Here is a 17453-nt window from a genome sequence, read left to right on the forward strand (position 1 = left end):
GAAAAACCAGATGTTATTTATGGAAAAAATGCACCACTTAGCAAGTAGCTGGGTGGCGAAAGCAATTTTAGCGGCTATTGCGATTTCATTCGTGGTTTCAGGCATGTATGGTTATTTGGGATCATCATTGGATTCATCGGCAGCAAAAGTCAATGGTGAAGAAATTAGCCAGCAACAGTTTCAACAACGTTACAATGAAGAATATCAACGCATTAGTCAGCAATTAGGTACAACTGAATTTGCCGCGGTGGTAGATACACCTGAATTTACCAATGGTTTAAGAACGCGCGTGTTGAATGATTTAATCGATCAAGAGTTAGTGCGTCAATATACCAAAGAATTAAATTTAGCCGTGAGCGATGACGCGATTAAACGTGCCATTGTGACAACCCCAGCATTCCAAGAAAATGGCAAATTTAGCAATGAAGCTTATCAATATATGTTGCGCAACAACAATATGAATGCGGATATGTATGCACAGTATTTGCGTGAGGCTTTACGCTTAGATCAACTACAACAAGGTTTAATTGGCACCGATTTCTTGACACCAGAACAACAAAAAGAATTTGCCAAAGCATTTTTCCAACAACGCACCGTGCGTCTGGCTAAATTTCCACTCGCGGCAGAAATGACAAAACAAAGTGTGAGTGAGCAAGAAATTCAAGATTATTACAATAAAAATAAAAACAACTTCGCGATGCCTGAAATGGTGAAAGTTCAATATATTGACTTAACCAAAGCCGTGGCAGAGAAAAGTATCAAAGTCACTGATGTTGAAATTCAGCAATATTATCAAGATCACAAATCTGAATTCACGACCAAAGGGCAGCAACGCCTAGCACATATTCAATTTGCAAATGAAAAAGAGGCAAATGAAGGATATGCCGCGTTACAGTCTGGTACAGATTTTGCTGAATTAGCGAAAACAAAATCCACAGATAAATTATCCGCTAAAAATGGTGGTGATTTAGGTTGGTTAAATACGGGTGATTTGCCGAAAAACTTTGAAGATGCAGCAGCCGTGTTAGATGTAGGGCATTATAGTGCGCCTGTTAATGTGGATGGTAGCTTCCATATTATTAAAGTTGTTGAGCGTAAAGAATCGAAAGAATTGCCACTAGATCAAGTACGTGGTCGCATTATTGATGCGGTTCGCCAAGATTTATTAGCAAACCAATTCTATGCTATCGAAAAACAAGTGGCAGAAAAAGCCTTTGAAGATCAATCTTCTTTAGCTGCGGCAGCAGCGGTTGCAGGCGTTAAAGTTAATGAAACTGGCTATTTCAGCCGTCGTGAAATCCCTGCAGAATTGAATTTCCCTGTGGTGAGCAGTGCAATGTTTGATGGCGATGTTTCGCAAGGCAACGTGAATTCAGAGTCAATGAACGTGGGCGATCAGCATTCTATTTTAGTGCGAGTGTTAGATCACAAAGCGGAAGGCATTAAGTCATTAGATGAAGCGAAAGCCGAAATCAGCACCTTATTAACTCGCCAAAAAGCTGAGAAAGCAATGTTAGAAAGTGCGGACAAAATTGTCGCAGATTTACAACAGGGTAAAACACAAGATGAAGTGAAATTTGGTGCGGCAGAACAATGGGTTTACGCAGAAAATAAAGATCCTGCATTGAATAATGTGATTTTTGCTATGCCAAAACCTGAAAACGGTCAACCTACTTACAAAGCGGCGCAAGCGAACAATGGCGATGTAGTGATTGTGGCTTTAGATGCGGTTAAAGAGGGCGATCCTGATGCGAAATTGTTAGAACAGTTGAACGCTCAAACTTTACAAGCGCAAGCACAAGAAGTACAAGCTAATTTAGTGAAATCATTGCGTGCTAAGGCGAAAATTGAGTTGAACGATGCTTTCTTAAAACAAGAAGCTGAATAGTTCACCAGCTAAATATAAGCCGCTGTTTTCAGTGGCTTTTTTATTAGCCTAAAATCAAATCTTTTTACTCAGATGATTGCGCTGCGATAAGCTCTGATTTTTTCGCATCAATTTTCAAAATTAGCTAGTTTTTGACCGCACTTTATGGTATAAAAGGCGCCGTCATTTTGTCTAAACAATTTGATAAATTTAAACTTAAATAACACACACATATCGAAACGGTAAATCGGGGTGCCAAACGGTCGATTTACTTGGTATGTGGAGGCTCAACCCCAATAAAAGGAAAATATTATGGCACAAGTTTCAATGCGCGACATGATTAACGCAGGCGTACATTTCGGTCACCAAACTCGTTACTGGAACCCAAAAATGAAACCATTCATTTTCGGTGCTCGTAACGGTGTTCATATCGTAAACCTTGAAAAAACCCTTCCGTTATTCAACGAAGCATTAGCTGAATTAACTCGCATCGCGAACAACAACGGTAAAATCTTATTCGTTGGTACAAAACGTGCAGCAAGCGAAGCAGTAAAAGCAGCAGCAGTAGATTGCCAACAATTCTATGTAAACCACCGTTGGTTAGGTGGTATGTTGACTAACTGGAAAACAGTTCGTCAATCAATCAAACGTTTAAAAGATTTCGAAACTCAATCTCAAGACGGTACATTTGACAAATTAACCAAAAAAGAAGCGTTAGATCGCACTCGCGAAATGGCTAAATTAGAATTAAGCCTTGGCGGTATCAAAGATATGGCAGGTCTTCCTGATGCAATTTTCGTAATCGGTGCAGATTATGAACATATCGCAATCAAAGAAGCGAACAACCTTGGTATCCCAGTATTCGCCGTTGTTGATACAAACGCTAGCCCAGACGGCGTTGATTTCTTGATCCCAGGAAACGACGACGCAACTCGCGCGATCCAATTATATTTAACAGCAGCAGCAGAAGCCGTTAAAGAAGGTCGTAAAGCTGAAGCAGCAGTTGAAGAAAAATTTGCTGAAGAAGCTGCAGAGTAATCTGGCACTGTAATAGGCAAGCCCTATATAAAACAGGGGGCGTTCAGTTCCCTGTTTTACTTTCAAATATCAGAATTCATTAAAGTGCGGTCAAATTTTGTAAATTTTAAGATTTACCGTATTTCATATCAAAATCTAGAGGACATAAAAATGGCTGAAATCACAGCATCATTAGTTAAAGAACTTCGTGAACGTACTGGCGCAGGTATGATGGAATGTAAAAAAGCGTTAGTGGAAGCGAATGGTGATATCGAATTAGCAATTGATAACATGCGTAAATCAGGTCAAGCGAAAGCGGCTAAAAAAGCAGGTCGTGTAGCCGCTGAAGGTGTTATCCTTGCGCGTATTGGCGAAGGTTTCGGTGTATTAGTTGAAATGAACTGTGAAACTGACTTCGTAGCAAAAGATGCTGGTTTCTTAGGTTTAGCAAATGAAGTGGCTGATTATGCGTTAGCAAACAAAGGCACCACAATTGAAGCATTAGCCGCACAATTTGAAGAAAAACGTGCAGCATTAGTGGCTAAAATTGGTGAAAACATGACAATTCGTCGTATTAAATATTTAGACGGTCAAGTGATTGCACAATACTTACACGGCGCGAAAATCGGTGTGTTAGTGGCTGGTGCAGGTTCACAAGATGAACTCAAAAAAGTCGCAATGCACGTTGCAGCATCTAAACCTGAATTCGTGAATCCAGAAGATGTTTCCGCTGAAGTTGTTGCTCACGAACGTCAAATCCAAATCGACATCGCTATTAACTCTGGTAAACCAAAAGAAATCGCAGAGAAAATGGTTGAAGGTCGCATGAAAAAATTCACTGGCGAAGTGTCATTAACAGGTCAAGCATTCGTTATGGATCCTTCACAAACTGTAGGCGACTACTTAAAATCAGTAGGCACTTCAGTTTCTAACTTTATTCGTTTAGAAGTGGGTGAAGGTATCGAGAAAGTCGAAGAAGATTTCGCTGCTGAAGTAGCTAAAATCACTGGTGGCAACGCTTAATTTTTTCGATAAAAAATAGACAAAGCAGGCTTTATGCCTGCTTTTTGTTTGTCTGGAGAAAATTTTTGCATAATCGAAATAGGAAAGTAGATTATTATTAATAAGGGGATAAAATATATAACTAAAGTGCGGTGAGAATTAAAGAAGTTTTACTATGAATGAAATGATCGCTATGCTTAGTCAACTAAATAAAACTATTTTTTAGGATTTACAGTTTCATTAATTTATCTTTCCTATATCTGTAATATTTATTTTTGAAAAATACCCACAACAGAATTTTGCCAACTTACTGAAATATATTGAAAAATGGTTTATTATCCGCCACTTGACAGATAGCCCAGCAACTAATCGTTTGGATGAAATCTTTATTCGAGCAACAAAAACGCAACATAACGAATATAATGAGAAAATTCTATTGAATGAATTGAAAAAAGAATTACCTTTACAAGAACGAATCGAAGAAGCATTGCAAAGCAAGACATTATATGATGATAATCCAGCTTTAATACGTTATATTTTAATCTACTTAGAACAACAATACCGTACAGCTGAAAACCAAGTAGATTTTTGGGCGATCAATGAGAAAGGAAAAACAATTTGGTCGGTGGAGCATATTTATCCGCAAAAGCCCAAAGAAGATGAATGGCATGAGAATTGTAAAGAAAGATTGCACTCTTTGGGAAATCTAACTTTGTCCGCTTATAATAGTAATTTGTCTAACCGATCATTTAATGAAAAGGCTGAAGTGAAAGACGAAAAGGGGAATGATATTGGTTTAAAAAGTGGAAATGTGAAAATCAACGATTATTTACTTAATAAAGATAAGTGGTATCTTGAGTATATTGAAGAACGTGGTAAGCAATTAAAAGAGACCCTTTTAGAATATATCACTCCAATGTATGATAAATTAATATAGCATTATCAATTGCCGCCTGGACTTCAGACGGCATTCTTTTTTACTTATTCCTTCAAAGAACACTCCACAACTTGCAGATTATTCTATTCATATCCAACATTAAGAAATAGGTATTACTTTAAATACTCACTCTGGGTATCTAGATGAGCTCCACCTATTGCTTAAAGCATTGATGAAATTTTTGTATAACAAAACTAGTCTTAAAATTTGGTTTATTTTGTCTTGAAATTAACTAATAATATTAAAATTAGAAAATTGATTTTATTATCTGCCTACCTATCTTATTTTAACTACTTACTAAGAGTAAAGCGGTGAACAAACTGAAACTGTATTAACACAGACGTTGTGTCTTCCGGGTTCGATTACGGCAAAAGAAGATATTATTGTTGGAACGGCATTGCTTGATTCACAAATTCAAACGGTCAATGTGGAAGTGAGGGATATTGTTAAAAAGTGGCAGTTTTAGCTACGTTGGAAATAAACCATAATATCAATAAATTGAATTATCCTGATATTGGTAACTACCTTCTTTAGTTTTACTATCATTTAATCTTGTTGGTGCCGAAATAAATAAAAAAGCCTTATAAAATAAGGCTTCTCTTGGGATTTTGCTATTCTCTTACACAGAACTTAGAACGGTTGTTTCTATATCATTTATAAAATGTAAATTATAAAATGCTTTAAAATCAATCAATTAAATATTAACTTGTCAAAATTGAAGTGTGAATACGTAAAAATAAAGAATAAAAAGACTAGATTTCAGATTTTATTTTTACACAATGTACTTACTATAAAATACCAAACAGATAATATTTGTCTATAAATTCATTGAGTTGATTATGCCATTTTTACACTTATTGACTAATCACGATTAAATCCATCTCATCAGTCAGTAACTTTTCAAAAGTTGACACAATATCAATGTTGGGGAACCATGCTAATGCCCGAGTGGTTGAACGCTCAAAAAATTTTATCACGTTAAACCGATGATCATTTTTAAAAAAGGGAACGTGGAAAATACGGGTAGAATACCCACTCCCCACAATGGCAACATTAATTTTCTTCATATTTGGCTATCCTTAATTAATAAAATTGTGGCGAGTATAAGATCGTTTCTATCTATCCGCCATTTAGGTTATTTATACAAAATATCTAAATAGATTTAACTTTTGACATCTTTTTTCCTAAATAAAAAGAACCAAACCAAAAATCTTGTGCTGTAAGCCAGTGCAATTAAAATCGCAAGAAAGTCAAAATAAAAGACCGCTTGCGGTTCATCATAATTGAAATAGGCAAAATCTACTTGTAGCAATAAATAGGGTAACAACTCTCGTTGCACAAAAACGAAAATACCATAAGCGGCAATAATCAGCCAACAAGCTGGAATAAGCCTGCGTGCAAGCCAATGTTCAAGATCTAAACGGTAGCCATTTGCGAATAAATTAGCAATAGGTTTCCAATGTAACCCCAAATGTACACCCACTAAAATTTGCAACCAATGGGTGCTGGTCATATGAATTTTTCGCATTAAATCTGTGGTAGAGTGGAATAGCATTTCCACCAATAGATGTTTAGAAAGCATAATGCCACTGATACAAGCGGTTAAAAATAACAAAAAAGTTGAAAAATTGACCGCACTTTGCAAAATGCGATAGCTGTTATAACTGCCTGAAAAGGTCTTTTTGAGCCACCATGTATTCAGTGAAAGATGTGAGATAATCAAAGCAAAAAAGACCAAGCCGAGCCATTCGTGCGTGATTTCTTCATAAAGATGATAGCCAAAAAGAGAAAGCAATATTGCCGTTAGAACCAAATCTTGAGCGAGTTGGAGGAGATATTTTTTCTTCATAAAATTGAAATTTAAATGGTAGGGACATACGCTGTGTGCCCCTACATTTTTATTTTGTATAACCATTTTCGGTTAAGAATTTAGCTAATCTTTTTTCCACTTGTTGTTCAGCCCTTACCGTTTTATGCAAATACGCCTCAAAACCGTTTTTCACGTTGGCTTGTGGTTGAAGTTGCTGAATATCTTTATCCGTTCCACCCAAACGACTGCCACCGTGACCAACCACCGGCACAATATTTTTCCCACTAAAGTCTACTTGCTCGAGCAAAGAATAAAGCGCCATTGGCATTTTGTACCACCAAATCGGATAGACCAAAAATACCGTATCTACATCGGTTATCATGCCAAGACAAGTGAAATCGTGGCATTTGTTTGGGGCAAACGTGATTTGCAAACCGCTTTGGCTTTAAAGCAGCGTTTAAAAGCACTCAAAGTAAGCTATGAACGTATTGCCTGCGATAATTGGGATGCTTTTGTAAATGCGTTTTCTGATACCGGTGACCAATGGGTGGGTAAGCAACATACTAAAGCGATTGAGGGTAATAACTGTCGGATTCGGCACAGATTAAGTAGAGCCGTCAGGTGCAGTTGCTGTTTTTCCAAATCAATGTTTTATCATGTTAAATCTTTTAATATTGGATTTTAGGCAATCAATCATCCCAAACAAATTTAACCCAGCACACTTTTCAGGACACCACCAATGTTTTAAATAAATAAGGAAATATGCAAATGAATAAATTAACAGCAGGTCGCCCAAGCGCAACTAAAAGCAAACTTTCTGTTGCTGATGTCAGCGAGCAAGAGCGTATTAAGCGGATTAGCTTTGATATGACAGAAGCCAATCATCGTGAACTAAAAAAATATGCGGCGGAACAGGGCGCAACCATTCGGGAAGTGCTGAATGGTTTAATTGATGAGTTATTGGCGAAAAAGAAAAAATAATTGAAAGCAGTGTTGATGGGTAACAACACAGCTTAAAAATTTTACAATATAAAACAATGTTATATGAATAATTTGTAAAAAATCTTCAAAATTATGCAGGATTTGGGTGTTTGCAAATTAAAATAACTTATTTTGCCTTCAATTTTTAACCAGTCAAATTTACCATTTTTGCGCCGTAAAGCCCCGTTCTTCAGGTTGGGGATATAGCTTTTTTGACTTTTTCTCTTGCCCACTCTTCGTATTGGGAAGTTTGATTTTTAACTGGTTTTAAATTCATTTTGCTATGATATTCTGTTTAAGGTTTTTATTATTATACCTAATGAATGTTTAAATTGGGGTGTTCACGCAAAAACACATTGACTGCTTTAAATCCGTATGTGGCATTGTGGTGATGGTTATTTTATTTTCTGATATTTCAAAAGCTTGCGGCTCTCTTGTCCAGACAAGCGATTGGGGATGGAATGTGTGCATTATTACTCCTGAGTAATGAGACTGTATTATAGTAAAGATTTCATACATATTGAAAAACAAGCGGTAGGATTTTGAGAAAAATTTGCAAATTATTTTTTCAAATCCCTTGACCTTAACCCTAGGTTAAGCTTTAACATGATGTCCATTCAATCTCAATAAAAATAAGGACATCTTATGAAATTACATAAATTCACCCGCTCATTGTTGCTTTTAAGTTTAGGCATAACCGCTTTTGCTCAAGCACAAACACTTTCTATGGAAGTGTGGAAAAGCCCGACTTGTGGCTGTTGTAATGAATGGATCAGCTATATGCAGAAAAACGGTTTTGAGGTTAAAGTCAACGAAACAGGCAATTATGATGCTCATAAGCGCTTTAACATTAAATATGAACATGCTTCTTGCCACACAGCCGTGATTGATGGCTATGTGATTGAAGGACATGTACCTGCTGAGGATATCAAACGTTTACTCGCAGAAAAAACCGATGCAATAGGCTTGTCTGCACCGGGAATGCCAATTGGTTCACCAGGTATGGACGGTGAAGCATACGGCGGACGCAAAGATCCTTATGATGTTGTTTTGATTAAGAAAAACGGTGAAAGTGAAGTGTTTAAATCCTATAACCAATAGGGGGGAGGAAAGAATGAAACGTCGAGATTTTTTACGTTATGGAATTGGAATTAGCTTAGCCAGTAGCTCGCTTTATAGCCTTGCGAATATGATGAACCACGCACAACATGGCAATATGGCGATGATGCATTCAGTACCTACTGGCCTAATGCCAACTGAGGCAATGCCTTCAGGTTTATCGCTTAATGGGATGTTGCCAAAACTTGCTAATCAATCGACTCAAGCTGGGCTATTCAAAGCCACTTTAAAAGCAGAGCCAATTAAAATTCGCCTCGCAGACAATAAAGAAACGGAATTTTGGGCTTATAACGGACAACTACCAGGGCCACAAATTGAAGTATTTGAAGGCGACACCGTAGAAATTGAATTTATCAATCACCTACCACAACCCTCAACAGTACATTGGCACGGCTTAGATGTACCAAATGAAGCGGATGGTAACCCGATGGATATGGTTGAACCGCAAAGGAAAAAAGTCTATCGCTTTACGCTACCTCAAGGCAGTGCTGGGACATATTGGTACCACCCTCATCCACATGACTATGTTTCCGAACAAGTCTATAAAGGCTTAGCAGGCACTTTCGTTGTTAAAGCGAAAAATGATCCGCTTGCACACCTTCCTGAACAACATTGGGTGATTTCCGATCTGCGTTTAAATGCCGATGGCACCATTCCAGCAAACACGATGTTAGATTGGATGAACGGTCGTGAGGGTGAATTTGTGTTAATCAACGGTCAATATCAGCCCCAGATTCAAGTGAAAACGAATGAACGAATCCGTCTTTGGAATGCCACTAGCGCTCGTTATTTTCGTTTAAACATTCCAGGGGTGAAATGGATTGTGGTGGGTACCGAAGGTGGTTTACTTGAAAAACCTCGCTCGCCTGTTGATGAACTGCTACTTACACCAGCCGAACGCGTTGAAGTGATTATGGTGGGTGAAACGCAAGGAACAGTCAATTTACAAAGCGGTTATTATGATCGCCGTAAGATGATGGTTCAAGAACAGCCTAAAGATCTCACTTTAGCCACAATTCAGGTGAAATCAGAACCTGTTCAGTTACCTGAAAGCTTAAGGTCCTTGCCTAACTGGGATGAGCCAAAACAGGTTCGCCAAATTCGCTTTAGTGAAAAAATGATGAACCATACGAATATGCCAATGATGAATCACGGTACACATCACGCTACTACAACACCAACGGACAACCCTATTCCACCAATGATGAATGGTATGTTCTTAATCAACGGTCAAACCTTTGATATGAACCGTATTGATTTTGTTACCAAATTGAATGAAGTGGAACAGTGGGAAATCTTCAATGAAAGCCATATGGATCATCCATTCCATTTACACGGCACTCAATTTGAAGTAATTCAACATACGTTAAACGGTAAAACCTTTAAGCCAGAAGGCAGAGCGTTAAAAGATGTGGTTAATTTACGCCCTTATGAAAAAGTGATTATTCGCTTTAAGCAAGGACATACTGGGTTGAAAATGTACCATTGCCATATTTTAGAACATGAAAATCTCGGTATGATGGGGATGTTTAAAGTGGAATAGTGGTATCTAACTATAAAAATAGAGGGATTTTCGTGAAAATTTGTAAATTGCGAAAATCCCTCTGCTTGTCATTATTTATTCCAACGGTTTAACAACGCAACAAGTGAGAGCATCACAGGCACTTCAACCAATACACCGATAACAGTGGCTACATATGAACTTATTTAATAACCTATCTGGTAATTCACTTTCCGGTTATATAGATAATATTTTATGGTCTTGATGCTTTAATAAAAGTGAGTATTTTCTTCTCTTGGTTTTTTATGATTTATTTTTACAAAATTTAATTATTGATCTGCCCCCAAAAAGTTAGACTACGTTAATTCAAGGACTGAGTTCTGTATTGCACAGGGCTTAGCCCTTTTAGTCTCACTTGAATACGCTCGTGATTGTAATAATGAATATATTTGTGAATAGTTTGTTCGAGTTGCTCAAATGTTTCAAATCGTTTACCAAAATAACATTCCGTCTTCAATCGCCCGAAAAAGCTTTCCATCGCACTGTTATCCAAGCAATTTCCTTTTCTTGACATACTTTGCACGATGCCATTTTGTTTCAATATCGCCTGATAACCTGCCATCTGATATTGCCATCCTTGGTCGGAATGTAAAATCGGGCTTGCTCCTTGCGGGAGCTTTGCGACAGCTTGTTTCATCATTCGCATTATTTGCTCAAAGTTTGGGCTTCGGGCAAGGTCATAGGCGATAATTTCGCCATTAAATAAGTCCTTAATCGGCGAAAGATAAAGTTTGCCATCCGCACATTTAAACTCGGTAATATCCGTGACGAGCTTTTCATTTGGAGCGTTTGTGTGAAAATCCTGTCGCAATAAATTCTCGGCAATTTTACCCACTTCGCCTTTGTAAGAACGATATTTTCTCTGCTTACATTTTCCTTTTAAATCAAGCTATTGCATTATCGCTTGCACACGCTTATGGTTAATTGCACCGAACATTTTTCGCAATGCTAACGTAATACGACGATAGCCATAATTGCCGTCATTTTTGCGATAAATCTCAACAATTTCCTGCCTAATTGCCACATTTTTATCAATTTTAAGCTGTAAATGATAAAAGAATGAACAGCGTTTTAAACCTGTCAAATGGAGTAATATTTCCAAGGAAAAATTTACCCTCAACATTTTCATGATGGCTACTTTTTCCGCATTTTTGCTTGGTTGAGTTCCCTCAACTTTTTTAGGTAAGCATTCTCCGCTTCCAGTTCCAAAATCCGATAACGCAAGCGTTCTTCTTCGGTTTTGGGTGGGGGAGGCATTTTCGGGTATTTCGGTTTCATTGCTGGTCGTCCTTTCGGCTTTGGAAATAAGCCGTTTATACCTTGTTTTTCAAAGGCTTGCAACCACTGGCTAATCACCCCTGAATTAGCAATACCAAAATGCAGACAAGCACTTTCTGCAGAAAATTGCCCCTTTTTGACCGCTTGTATGACGGTTAATTTAAATTCTGGGGAATATTTTTGCTTCTTACCCAGTACGGCTAAACTATTGATTCCATTATAGTTATATTGCGAAATCCAACGACGTAGCGTGGAGGCTTTAAGCTGAAATTGCTGGCGAGTGAGTGAGCAATTTTTCCCGTTTTGGAGAAAAAATGCGCTCACTTCTTGTTTGAAAGATTGGTTGTATTTCGTCATAAAAAATCTGCACCTTAATCAGTTGGTTTTTAGTCCAACTTTTGGGGTGCAGATCAGACGCTCACTTTGTCGCCGATTTGAAATTCGCCAGCGTCATCGCCCACCGCCACGACCACGCCTGCCCCTGCATAACCCAAAGTCGCAGGGAACACAGGGTCAATCACATACGCCCCTTCCCGATACATCATCTCGGCACGGTTTAGTCCCAAAGCGTGCATTTGGATTTGCACTTCGCCCGATTTTGGGCGGGGATTTGTACATCAACGATTTGCAGGACATCAGGCGAACCTGTTTTTGTAAATTGGATTTGTTTGCTCATTGTTTTGACCTATATTAAAAATGGGCGTATTTTAGCGTTTTAAAATAACAATAAGAATGGCGAAAAATGGGAAGTTGTTTTTTAAAAATGGAAAGATTGGGCGTTTTAGTCCGTCTGAAAAAAATGCCGTCTTAAAAAAGCATCAAAGATGTAGGGTGCAACTTGTTGCACCATTTTCCTGATGAAATATTGGGTTGGTGCAATGACGCACACTGCGAAACTGTTTGAAAAACACAATGCCGTCTGAAAAAGTATTAAAGACCTTTTCAGACGGCATAAAAAACACCGCTTTATCAAAAGCGGTGTTTTTGAGGTCGTTTTGTCATTGGAAGAAGCCTGCGGGGCTGTGGTCTACAACTTGCTTTTGCGCAGCCGCAGTGCGTTGCCGACCACGGATGCCGAGCTTAGGCTCATCGCCAGTGCGGCAATCATCGGCGAGAGCAGCCAGCCGGTAAAGGGGTACAGCACGCCGGCGGCAACGGGAACCCCCAGTCCGTTGTATAAGAAGGCAAATAACAGGTTTTCCTTCATATTGCGCACGGTGGCCTCAGACAATTTGCGTGCGGTGGCAATACCCCGCAAATCGCCTTTGACCAGCGTGATTTGCGCACTGCTCATTGCCACATCGGTGCCGGTACCCATTGCGATGCCGACATCGGCTTTGGCCAGTGCGGGGGCATCGTTGATGCCGTCGCCTGCCATTGCGACCACCCGCCCTTCGTTCTGAAGCCGCTCGATCAGTGCCAGTTTGTCGGCGGGCTTGACTTCGCCGTGCACTTCGTCGATGCCCAGTTTTGCGCCCACGGCGTTTGCCGTGGTCAATCCGTCGCCGGTTGCCATAATGATGCGCAGGCCGGCTGCTTTGAGCGAGGCCAATGCTTCGGGGGTGCTGTCTTTTACAGGATCGGAGACGGCAAGCAGTCCCGCAAGATGTCCGTCCGCAGCCAGATATATCACGCTGGCACCTTCACTGCGCAGGGATTCGGCCTGCTCGATCAGTGGTTCGACGCTAAGCCCGTTCTGCTGCATAAACGCCGTGTTGCCCAGTGCCAGCGCACGCCCTTCAACCACGCCGCTCACGCCGATGCCGCTGCCTGAATCAAACTGTTCGGGTTTGCTCAGCTTCAGCTGTTGTGCCCGTGCGGCCTGCACAATGGCGTCGGCCAGCGGGTGTTCGCTGCCCTGATCCAAGCTGGCGGCCAAACGCAGCACTTCTTCGGCGGAAAAGCCTGCTGCCGCAACGGCACGGTCAAAGGCGGGTCGGCCTTCGGTGAGTGTGCCGGTTTTATCAATCACCAAAGTGTCTACTCGCCGCAAGTTTTCGATAGCGGCGGCATCACGGAACAATATGCCCCTGCCTGCCCCGCGTCCTGTGGCGACCATCACCGACATCGGCGTGGCCAGTCCCAGTGCACAGGGGCAGGCGATAATCAAGACCGCAACGGCGTTGATCAACCCGAACACCCAAGACGGTTGCGGGCCGAACACGCCCCAGACAAAGAAAGTGGCAACGGCGACGGCGACAACCGCCAGTACGAAATAGCCTGCCACCCCGTCGGCCATACGCTGCATCGGTGCTTTGGAGCGCTGCGCCTGGGCCACCATCTGGACAATCTGCGAAAGCACGGTTTCCGAACCGATGCGCTCGGAGCGGATGACGAGCGCACCGCCGGTGTTGAGCGTGGCGCCGATGACTTTGTCGCCGGTGGCTTTGCGCACCGGCAGCGGCTCGCCGGTCAGCATCGATTCATCTACCGAGCTTGCGCCCTCAACCACCACGCCATCGACAGGCACTTTTTCGCCGGGGCGCACACGCAGAAGGTCGCCGATGTGGATGTGGCTGAGCGGCACATCTTCTTCAGCACCGCCCGGGCCGATACGCCGTGCGGTTTTGGGCGCCAGTCCGAGCAGGGTCTTGATTGCCGCCGAAGTCTGCGACCGGGCTTTGAGTTCGAGCATCTGGCCGAGCAAGGTCAGCGAGATGATGACGGCCGCCGCCTCAAAATACACGCCGACCCGCCCCATCGATACAAACGATGCCGGAAAGATGCCGGGTGCAGCGGTGGCAACAACGCTGTAAACGAAGGCTGCACTCGTTCCCAGTGCAATCAGCGTCCACATATTGGGACTACGGTTTGCCAGCGACTGCCAACCCCGTGAGAAAAACGGCAGCCCCGCCCACAGCACGATCGGCAGCGACAGCACCAGCTCTACCCAGCTTTGTGCGGCCATATCCATCAGGTTCAGACGCTTGCCGAACATCGCCAGCACCAGCACTGCCGCCGTCAGGGGCAGCGTGTACCAAAAGCGTCGGGAAAAATCACGCAGCTCCGGATTGTCGTCGTCCAATTCAGGCATCAGCGGCTCCAATGCCATACCGCAAAGAGGGCAGTTGCCGGGGCGGTCTTGCCGGATTTCCGGATGCATCGGGCAGGTGTAGCCCGAAGCAGCCGCTGCATCGGACGGTGTCTGCACAGGGCGGTGCTGTCCGTGTCCGTGTCGGCACTCGTGGTGTTTGGGCGGTTTGTGTGTTTCTTGCTTCATCACAATTTCTCCTGTTGGGTTCATAGGGTCATAACCGGTCGTTTACCGAAAAAGCAGGTACGGATTGGGCCGGTCAGAATGACGGTTTTTTCAGGCTGCCTGCAAATACCGATGCCGTCTGAAAAAGCATAAGGTTCAGAACATCGCTTGCCGATGTGTCCGACAAGTCGGCATCATCATTTCCTTGGGGCTTGTTTTAAAGGCTGCCTGAAAACCCCAAATGCCGTCTGAAAAAGCCTTAAACCTGTTTTCAGACGACCTCAAAAGCACCGCTTTATCAAAAGCGGTGTTTTGCCTTATTGCCCCTGCTGTTTTAGCCAGTCTTGCATTAGCTTGATTTCAGGTTCTTGGGCTTTGATGATGTCTTGAGCGAGCTTTTTCATTTTTTCGTCTTTGCCGAACTGTAATTGCACTTTTGCCATCTCGACCGCCCCTTGATGATGCGGAATCATTGCTTTGGCAAAGGCAACATCAGGGTTTGGCTCATTGATTGCCGCCATCATCGCCTCGTGGTGCGCCTTGCCTGCGGCATAGGCCTTGGCGTGCGGGGCTTGCGGGTTTTGGGTTGCGGTGCCTTTACCCGCCAGCCAAGCGTTCATCAGGTCGATTTCACTTTGTTGCCCATCAATAATCGCTTGGGCAAGTTTTCTCATTGTTTCGTCTTTGCCAAATTCAAGCTGTACTTTTGCCATCTCAACTGCTCCGATATGGTGCGGAATCATACCTTTGGCAAAAGCGGTATCAGCATCGGCAAGATTACCCGCTTTGCTCATCTCATCGCCCATCTTGTTCATCATTGCAAGATAGGCTTGGGTATGGGGCGGAGCATTTTGAGTGTCCATCGCCATAGCAGAGTGGTTCATATTGGCGTGGTTCATCTCTGCGTGCCCGTTTTGGTTATTTGGGCAGTCGTGGGTGGTTTGGGTGTAGTTATTGTCGCACGCCATCGAGTGCGTCGGCACTTCGTTTTTGCCGTCGGCAAAAGCGGTTGAAGTCGCCAAAACAACAGCGGCAGCGACAAGATGTACGGCACGGTTTTTGATGAATGTCATTGGATTCTCCTTGTCAAAATGGGCATTGATAACATTGGGCAAATGACAGATTCGCCCAATGTCCATTTCACTATTTGGTTTTACGATTCACACGCACAGCCGTTGCAAGTGCAGTCATCACAAATGCAGGGCTTGCCGTTTTGGCATTGGCAGTCTGGACGGCAGTTTTGCCCCGTGCAAGACTGGCAGCCGCAATGGGCGTGTCGGTTTTGAACAAAATCAGCGTTCATAACAGTTTCTCCGAATGTTAAGTTAAAGTGGATTATCAAAACAAAGTGCTTTTAAGCGATTAAAAGCATTGCTTTTTTGTTTTGATGTGCGCATCATAAACCCTAACCTTGCGTTAGGGTCAAGGGTTATTTTTACTTGATAACATTTTTTTACACACCACTCAATAAGGAGCAACAATGAACATCGGACAAGCGTCTAAATCTACCCAACTTTCCGTCAAACAAATCCGTGATTATGAAAAAGCAGGCTTATTAATTAACCCATCACGCAGTGAAGCAGGTTATCGGATTTATAACTCCAATGACATCGCTCGGCTAAAATTCATCGCCAAAGCCCGCAGCGTCGGTTTTTCGCTTGCACATATTGGCGAGCTTTTGGCACTGCAAGACAATCCACACCGCACAAGTGCTCAGGTCAAAACGCTCACCGCCAGTCATATTGATTTTTTATCCAATAAAATCAAAGAATTAAAATCAATGCAACACACCCTGCAAGCGTGGAGCGATGCCTGCGGGGGCGATGACAATCCCGACTGCCCCATCTTAAAAGGCTTGGGCAATTTTTAACCACCATCAAAGCAGATGAATGCCATAGCTTGATAACAGCCTTTTACGATGGCACTTGTGGGCTGGTTGTTTTTTCGGGTGTTTTTTGCAGGTTGGGTGGACGCACAGTCGGCACAAGAATACATTGCCGGCATGATTTTGCTGGGCGTGGCACCGTGTACGGCAATGGTGTTTGTGTGGTCGCAACTGGTCAAAGGCGACCCCAATTACACTTTGGTGCAGGTTTCGGTCAATGATTTGATTATGATTGTGGCGTATGCTCCGATTGCAGGCGTATTGCTCGGCGTAAGCGACATAAAAATTCCGTGGGACACCTTGATTTTAAGCACGGTTTTGTATGTGCTGTTGCCCTTGCTGGCAGGCTGGCTTACCCGCTCTTATTTACAAAAATCGGGTAAATCGGTGGCACAATTTTCAGGCAGCCTGAAACCTTTTTCCATTATGGGTTTGATTTTGACGGTGGTGTTGCTGTTTGCCTTTCAAGCCCAAACCATTATTGCCAATCCCTTGATTATTTTGCTGATTGCCATTCCCCTGCTGGCACAGACTTACGGCATTTTTGCCTTGGCTCACGTTTTGGCAAAATGGCTCAAATTACCACACGAAATTTCCGCCCCTGCCTGCTTGATTGGCACGAGTAATTTTTTTGAATTGGCGGTGGCGGTGGCAATTTCTTTGTTCGGTTTGCACTCGGGGGCGGCATTGGCAACGGTGGTCGGTGTGCTGGTGGAAGTGCCTGTGATGCTCTCGCTGGTGTGGTGGATAAACCGAAAATCGCTGGGGAATAAAGGGGTGTAGGTTTTTCAGGCAGC

General features: G+C 42.4%; 16 protein-coding genes and 2 pseudogenes. 10 read left to right on the forward strand and 8 right to left on the reverse strand.

Annotated elements, in window-relative coordinates; genetic code table 11:
• Positions 1-10 precede the first annotated feature (10 nt).
• The 4 genes from ppiD to C8D76_RS02650 all read left to right on the forward strand — a co-directional run bounded on the left by ppiD (position 11) and on the right by C8D76_RS02650 (position 4823).
• On the forward strand, positions 11-1888 hold the full coding sequence (gene ppiD, locus C8D76_RS02635; RefSeq protein WP_116631270.1) for a peptidylprolyl isomerase: 1878 nt from the start codon (positions 11-13) through the stop codon (positions 1886-1888).
• Positions 1889-2179: 291 nt separating this feature from the next.
• Positions 2180-2905 (forward strand): 30S ribosomal protein S2, encoded by a 726-nt coding sequence (gene rpsB / locus C8D76_RS02640; RefSeq protein ID WP_116631271.1) that lies wholly within the window; start codon positions 2180-2182, stop codon positions 2903-2905.
• A gap of 150 nt (positions 2906-3055) precedes the next feature.
• Complete coding sequence (tsf, locus tag C8D76_RS02645) at positions 3056-3907, forward strand: translation elongation factor Ts (RefSeq protein ID WP_116631272.1); 852 nt, start codon at positions 3056-3058, stop codon at positions 3905-3907.
• 325 nt (positions 3908-4232) lie between these two features.
• Positions 4233-4823 carry an HNH endonuclease family protein gene (locus C8D76_RS02650; protein WP_165814331.1) on the forward strand — a complete coding sequence of 197 codons (591 nt, stop codon included), beginning with the start codon at positions 4233-4235 and terminating at the stop codon, positions 4821-4823.
• 854 nt (positions 4824-5677) lie between these two features.
• Here C8D76_RS02650 and C8D76_RS02655 read toward each other — a convergent pair.
• The 3 genes from C8D76_RS02655 to C8D76_RS02665 form a co-directional block, all read right to left on the reverse strand.
• Positions 5678-5890, reverse strand: coding sequence for a Gfo/Idh/MocA family oxidoreductase (locus C8D76_RS02655; RefSeq protein WP_058652118.1), 213 nt, complete (start codon positions 5888-5890; stop codon positions 5678-5680).
• Between the two features lie 95 nt (positions 5891-5985).
• Positions 5986-6672, reverse strand: coding sequence for a DUF4405 domain-containing protein (locus tag C8D76_RS02660; protein WP_165814332.1), 687 nt, complete (start codon positions 6670-6672; stop codon positions 5986-5988).
• Between the two features lie 49 nt (positions 6673-6721).
• Positions 6722-7066: a flavodoxin gene (locus C8D76_RS02665; protein ID WP_243405790.1), complete on the reverse strand. Its 345-nt coding sequence runs from the start codon at positions 7064-7066 to the stop codon at positions 6722-6724.
• Between C8D76_RS02665 and C8D76_RS10115 the strand changes: the two genes are divergently transcribed.
• From C8D76_RS10115 to C8D76_RS02690, 4 genes are all read left to right on the forward strand, one after another.
• On the forward strand, positions 7004-7318 hold the full coding sequence (locus C8D76_RS10115) for an IS1 family transposase (protein WP_423802739.1): 315 nt from the start codon (positions 7004-7006) through the stop codon (positions 7316-7318). The two genes, C8D76_RS02665 and C8D76_RS10115, sit on opposite strands and share 63 nt — an antisense overlap.
• A gap of 83 nt (positions 7319-7401) precedes the next feature.
• On the forward strand, positions 7402-7614 hold the full coding sequence (locus C8D76_RS02675) for a plasmid partition protein ParG (protein WP_243405791.1): 213 nt from the start codon (positions 7402-7404) through the stop codon (positions 7612-7614).
• Positions 7615-8259: 645 nt separating this feature from the next.
• Positions 8260-8715 carry a DUF411 domain-containing protein gene (locus C8D76_RS02685; protein WP_116631276.1) on the forward strand — a complete coding sequence of 152 codons (456 nt, stop codon included), beginning with the start codon at positions 8260-8262 and terminating at the stop codon, positions 8713-8715.
• 13 nt (positions 8716-8728) lie between these two features.
• Positions 8729-10276, forward strand: coding sequence for a multicopper oxidase family protein (locus tag C8D76_RS02690; protein WP_116631277.1), 1548 nt, complete (start codon positions 8729-8731; stop codon positions 10274-10276).
• Between the two features lie 319 nt (positions 10277-10595).
• Here the strand turns inward: C8D76_RS02690 and C8D76_RS02695 are convergent.
• The 5 genes and pseudogenes from C8D76_RS02695 to C8D76_RS09880 all read right to left on the reverse strand — a co-directional run bounded on the left by C8D76_RS02695 (position 10596) and on the right by C8D76_RS09880 (position 16061).
• Positions 10596-11929 (reverse strand): annotated as a pseudogene (locus C8D76_RS02695) (IS3 family transposase).
• A gap of 53 nt (positions 11930-11982) precedes the next feature.
• Complete coding sequence (locus C8D76_RS02700) at positions 11983-12147, reverse strand: alcohol dehydrogenase catalytic domain-containing protein (protein WP_013746103.1); 165 nt, start codon at positions 12145-12147, stop codon at positions 11983-11985.
• A 452-nt stretch (positions 12148-12599) separates the two neighbouring features.
• Positions 12600-14792: a copper-transporting P-type ATPase gene (locus C8D76_RS02705; protein ID WP_479768638.1), complete on the reverse strand. Its 2193-nt coding sequence runs from the start codon at positions 14790-14792 to the stop codon at positions 12600-12602.
• Between the two features lie 296 nt (positions 14793-15088).
• A complete protein-coding gene (gene copM, locus C8D76_RS02710) occupies positions 15089-15844 on the reverse strand; it encodes a CopM family metallochaperone (RefSeq protein WP_116631278.1) in 756 nt (251 codons plus the stop codon).
• A gap of 70 nt (positions 15845-15914) precedes the next feature.
• Positions 15915-16061, reverse strand: a complete 147-nt coding sequence (locus C8D76_RS09880; protein WP_165814334.1) for a hypothetical protein — start codon at positions 16059-16061, stop codon at positions 15915-15917.
• Between the two features lie 190 nt (positions 16062-16251).
• On the opposite strand from C8D76_RS09880, the gene cueR reads away from it, so the two are divergent.
• Together cueR and arsB are read left to right on the forward strand one after the other, a co-directional pair.
• Entirely contained in the window at positions 16252-16641 is a 390-nt protein-coding gene (gene cueR / locus C8D76_RS02715) for a Cu(I)-responsive transcriptional regulator (protein ID WP_116631279.1), read from the forward strand.
• A gap of 36 nt (positions 16642-16677) precedes the next feature.
• Positions 16678-17439 (forward strand): annotated as a pseudogene (arsB, locus tag C8D76_RS02720) (ACR3 family arsenite efflux transporter); the annotation flags it as partial.
• Positions 17440-17453 lie beyond the last annotated feature (14 nt).

It is taken from the genome of Alitibacter langaaensis DSM 22999, from assembly GCF_003096995.1.
In the GTDB taxonomy this organism is placed as follows: Bacteria; Pseudomonadota; Gammaproteobacteria; order Enterobacterales; family Pasteurellaceae; genus Exercitatus; species Exercitatus langaaensis.

Excerpts from the sequence above, each read along its gene's own strand:
- cueR (WP_116631279.1), top strand. The coding sequence starts at position 16,252 with ATGAACATCGGACAAGCGTCTAAATCTACCCAACTTTCCGTCAAACAA.
- C8D76_RS02675 (WP_243405791.1), top strand. The coding sequence starts at position 7,402 with ATGAATAAATTAACAGCAGGTCGCCCAAGCGCAACTAAAAGCAAACTT.
- ppiD (WP_116631270.1), top strand. The coding sequence starts at position 11 with ATGTTATTTATGGAAAAAATGCACCACTTAGCAAGTAGCTGGGTGGCG.
- copM (WP_116631278.1), bottom strand. The coding sequence starts at position 15,844 with ATGACATTCATCAAAAACCGTGCCGTACATCTTGTCGCTGCCGCTGTT.
- C8D76_RS02705 (WP_479768638.1), bottom strand. The coding sequence starts at position 14,792 with ATGAAGCAAGAAACACACAAACCGCCCAAACACCACGAGTGCCGACAC.
- rpsB (WP_116631271.1), top strand. The coding sequence starts at position 2,180 with ATGGCACAAGTTTCAATGCGCGACATGATTAACGCAGGCGTACATTTC.
- C8D76_RS02655 (WP_058652118.1), bottom strand. The coding sequence starts at position 5,890 with ATGAAGAAAATTAATGTTGCCATTGTGGGGAGTGGGTATTCTACCCGT.
- C8D76_RS02660 (WP_165814332.1), bottom strand. The coding sequence starts at position 6,672 with ATGAAGAAAAAATATCTCCTCCAACTCGCTCAAGATTTGGTTCTAACG.
- C8D76_RS02685 (WP_116631276.1), top strand. The coding sequence starts at position 8,260 with ATGAAATTACATAAATTCACCCGCTCATTGTTGCTTTTAAGTTTAGGC.
- C8D76_RS02690 (WP_116631277.1), top strand. The coding sequence starts at position 8,729 with ATGAAACGTCGAGATTTTTTACGTTATGGAATTGGAATTAGCTTAGCC.
- tsf (WP_116631272.1), top strand. The coding sequence starts at position 3,056 with ATGGCTGAAATCACAGCATCATTAGTTAAAGAACTTCGTGAACGTACT.
- C8D76_RS02700 (WP_013746103.1), bottom strand. The coding sequence starts at position 12,147 with ATGCACGCTTTGGGACTAAACCGTGCCGAGATGATGTATCGGGAAGGG.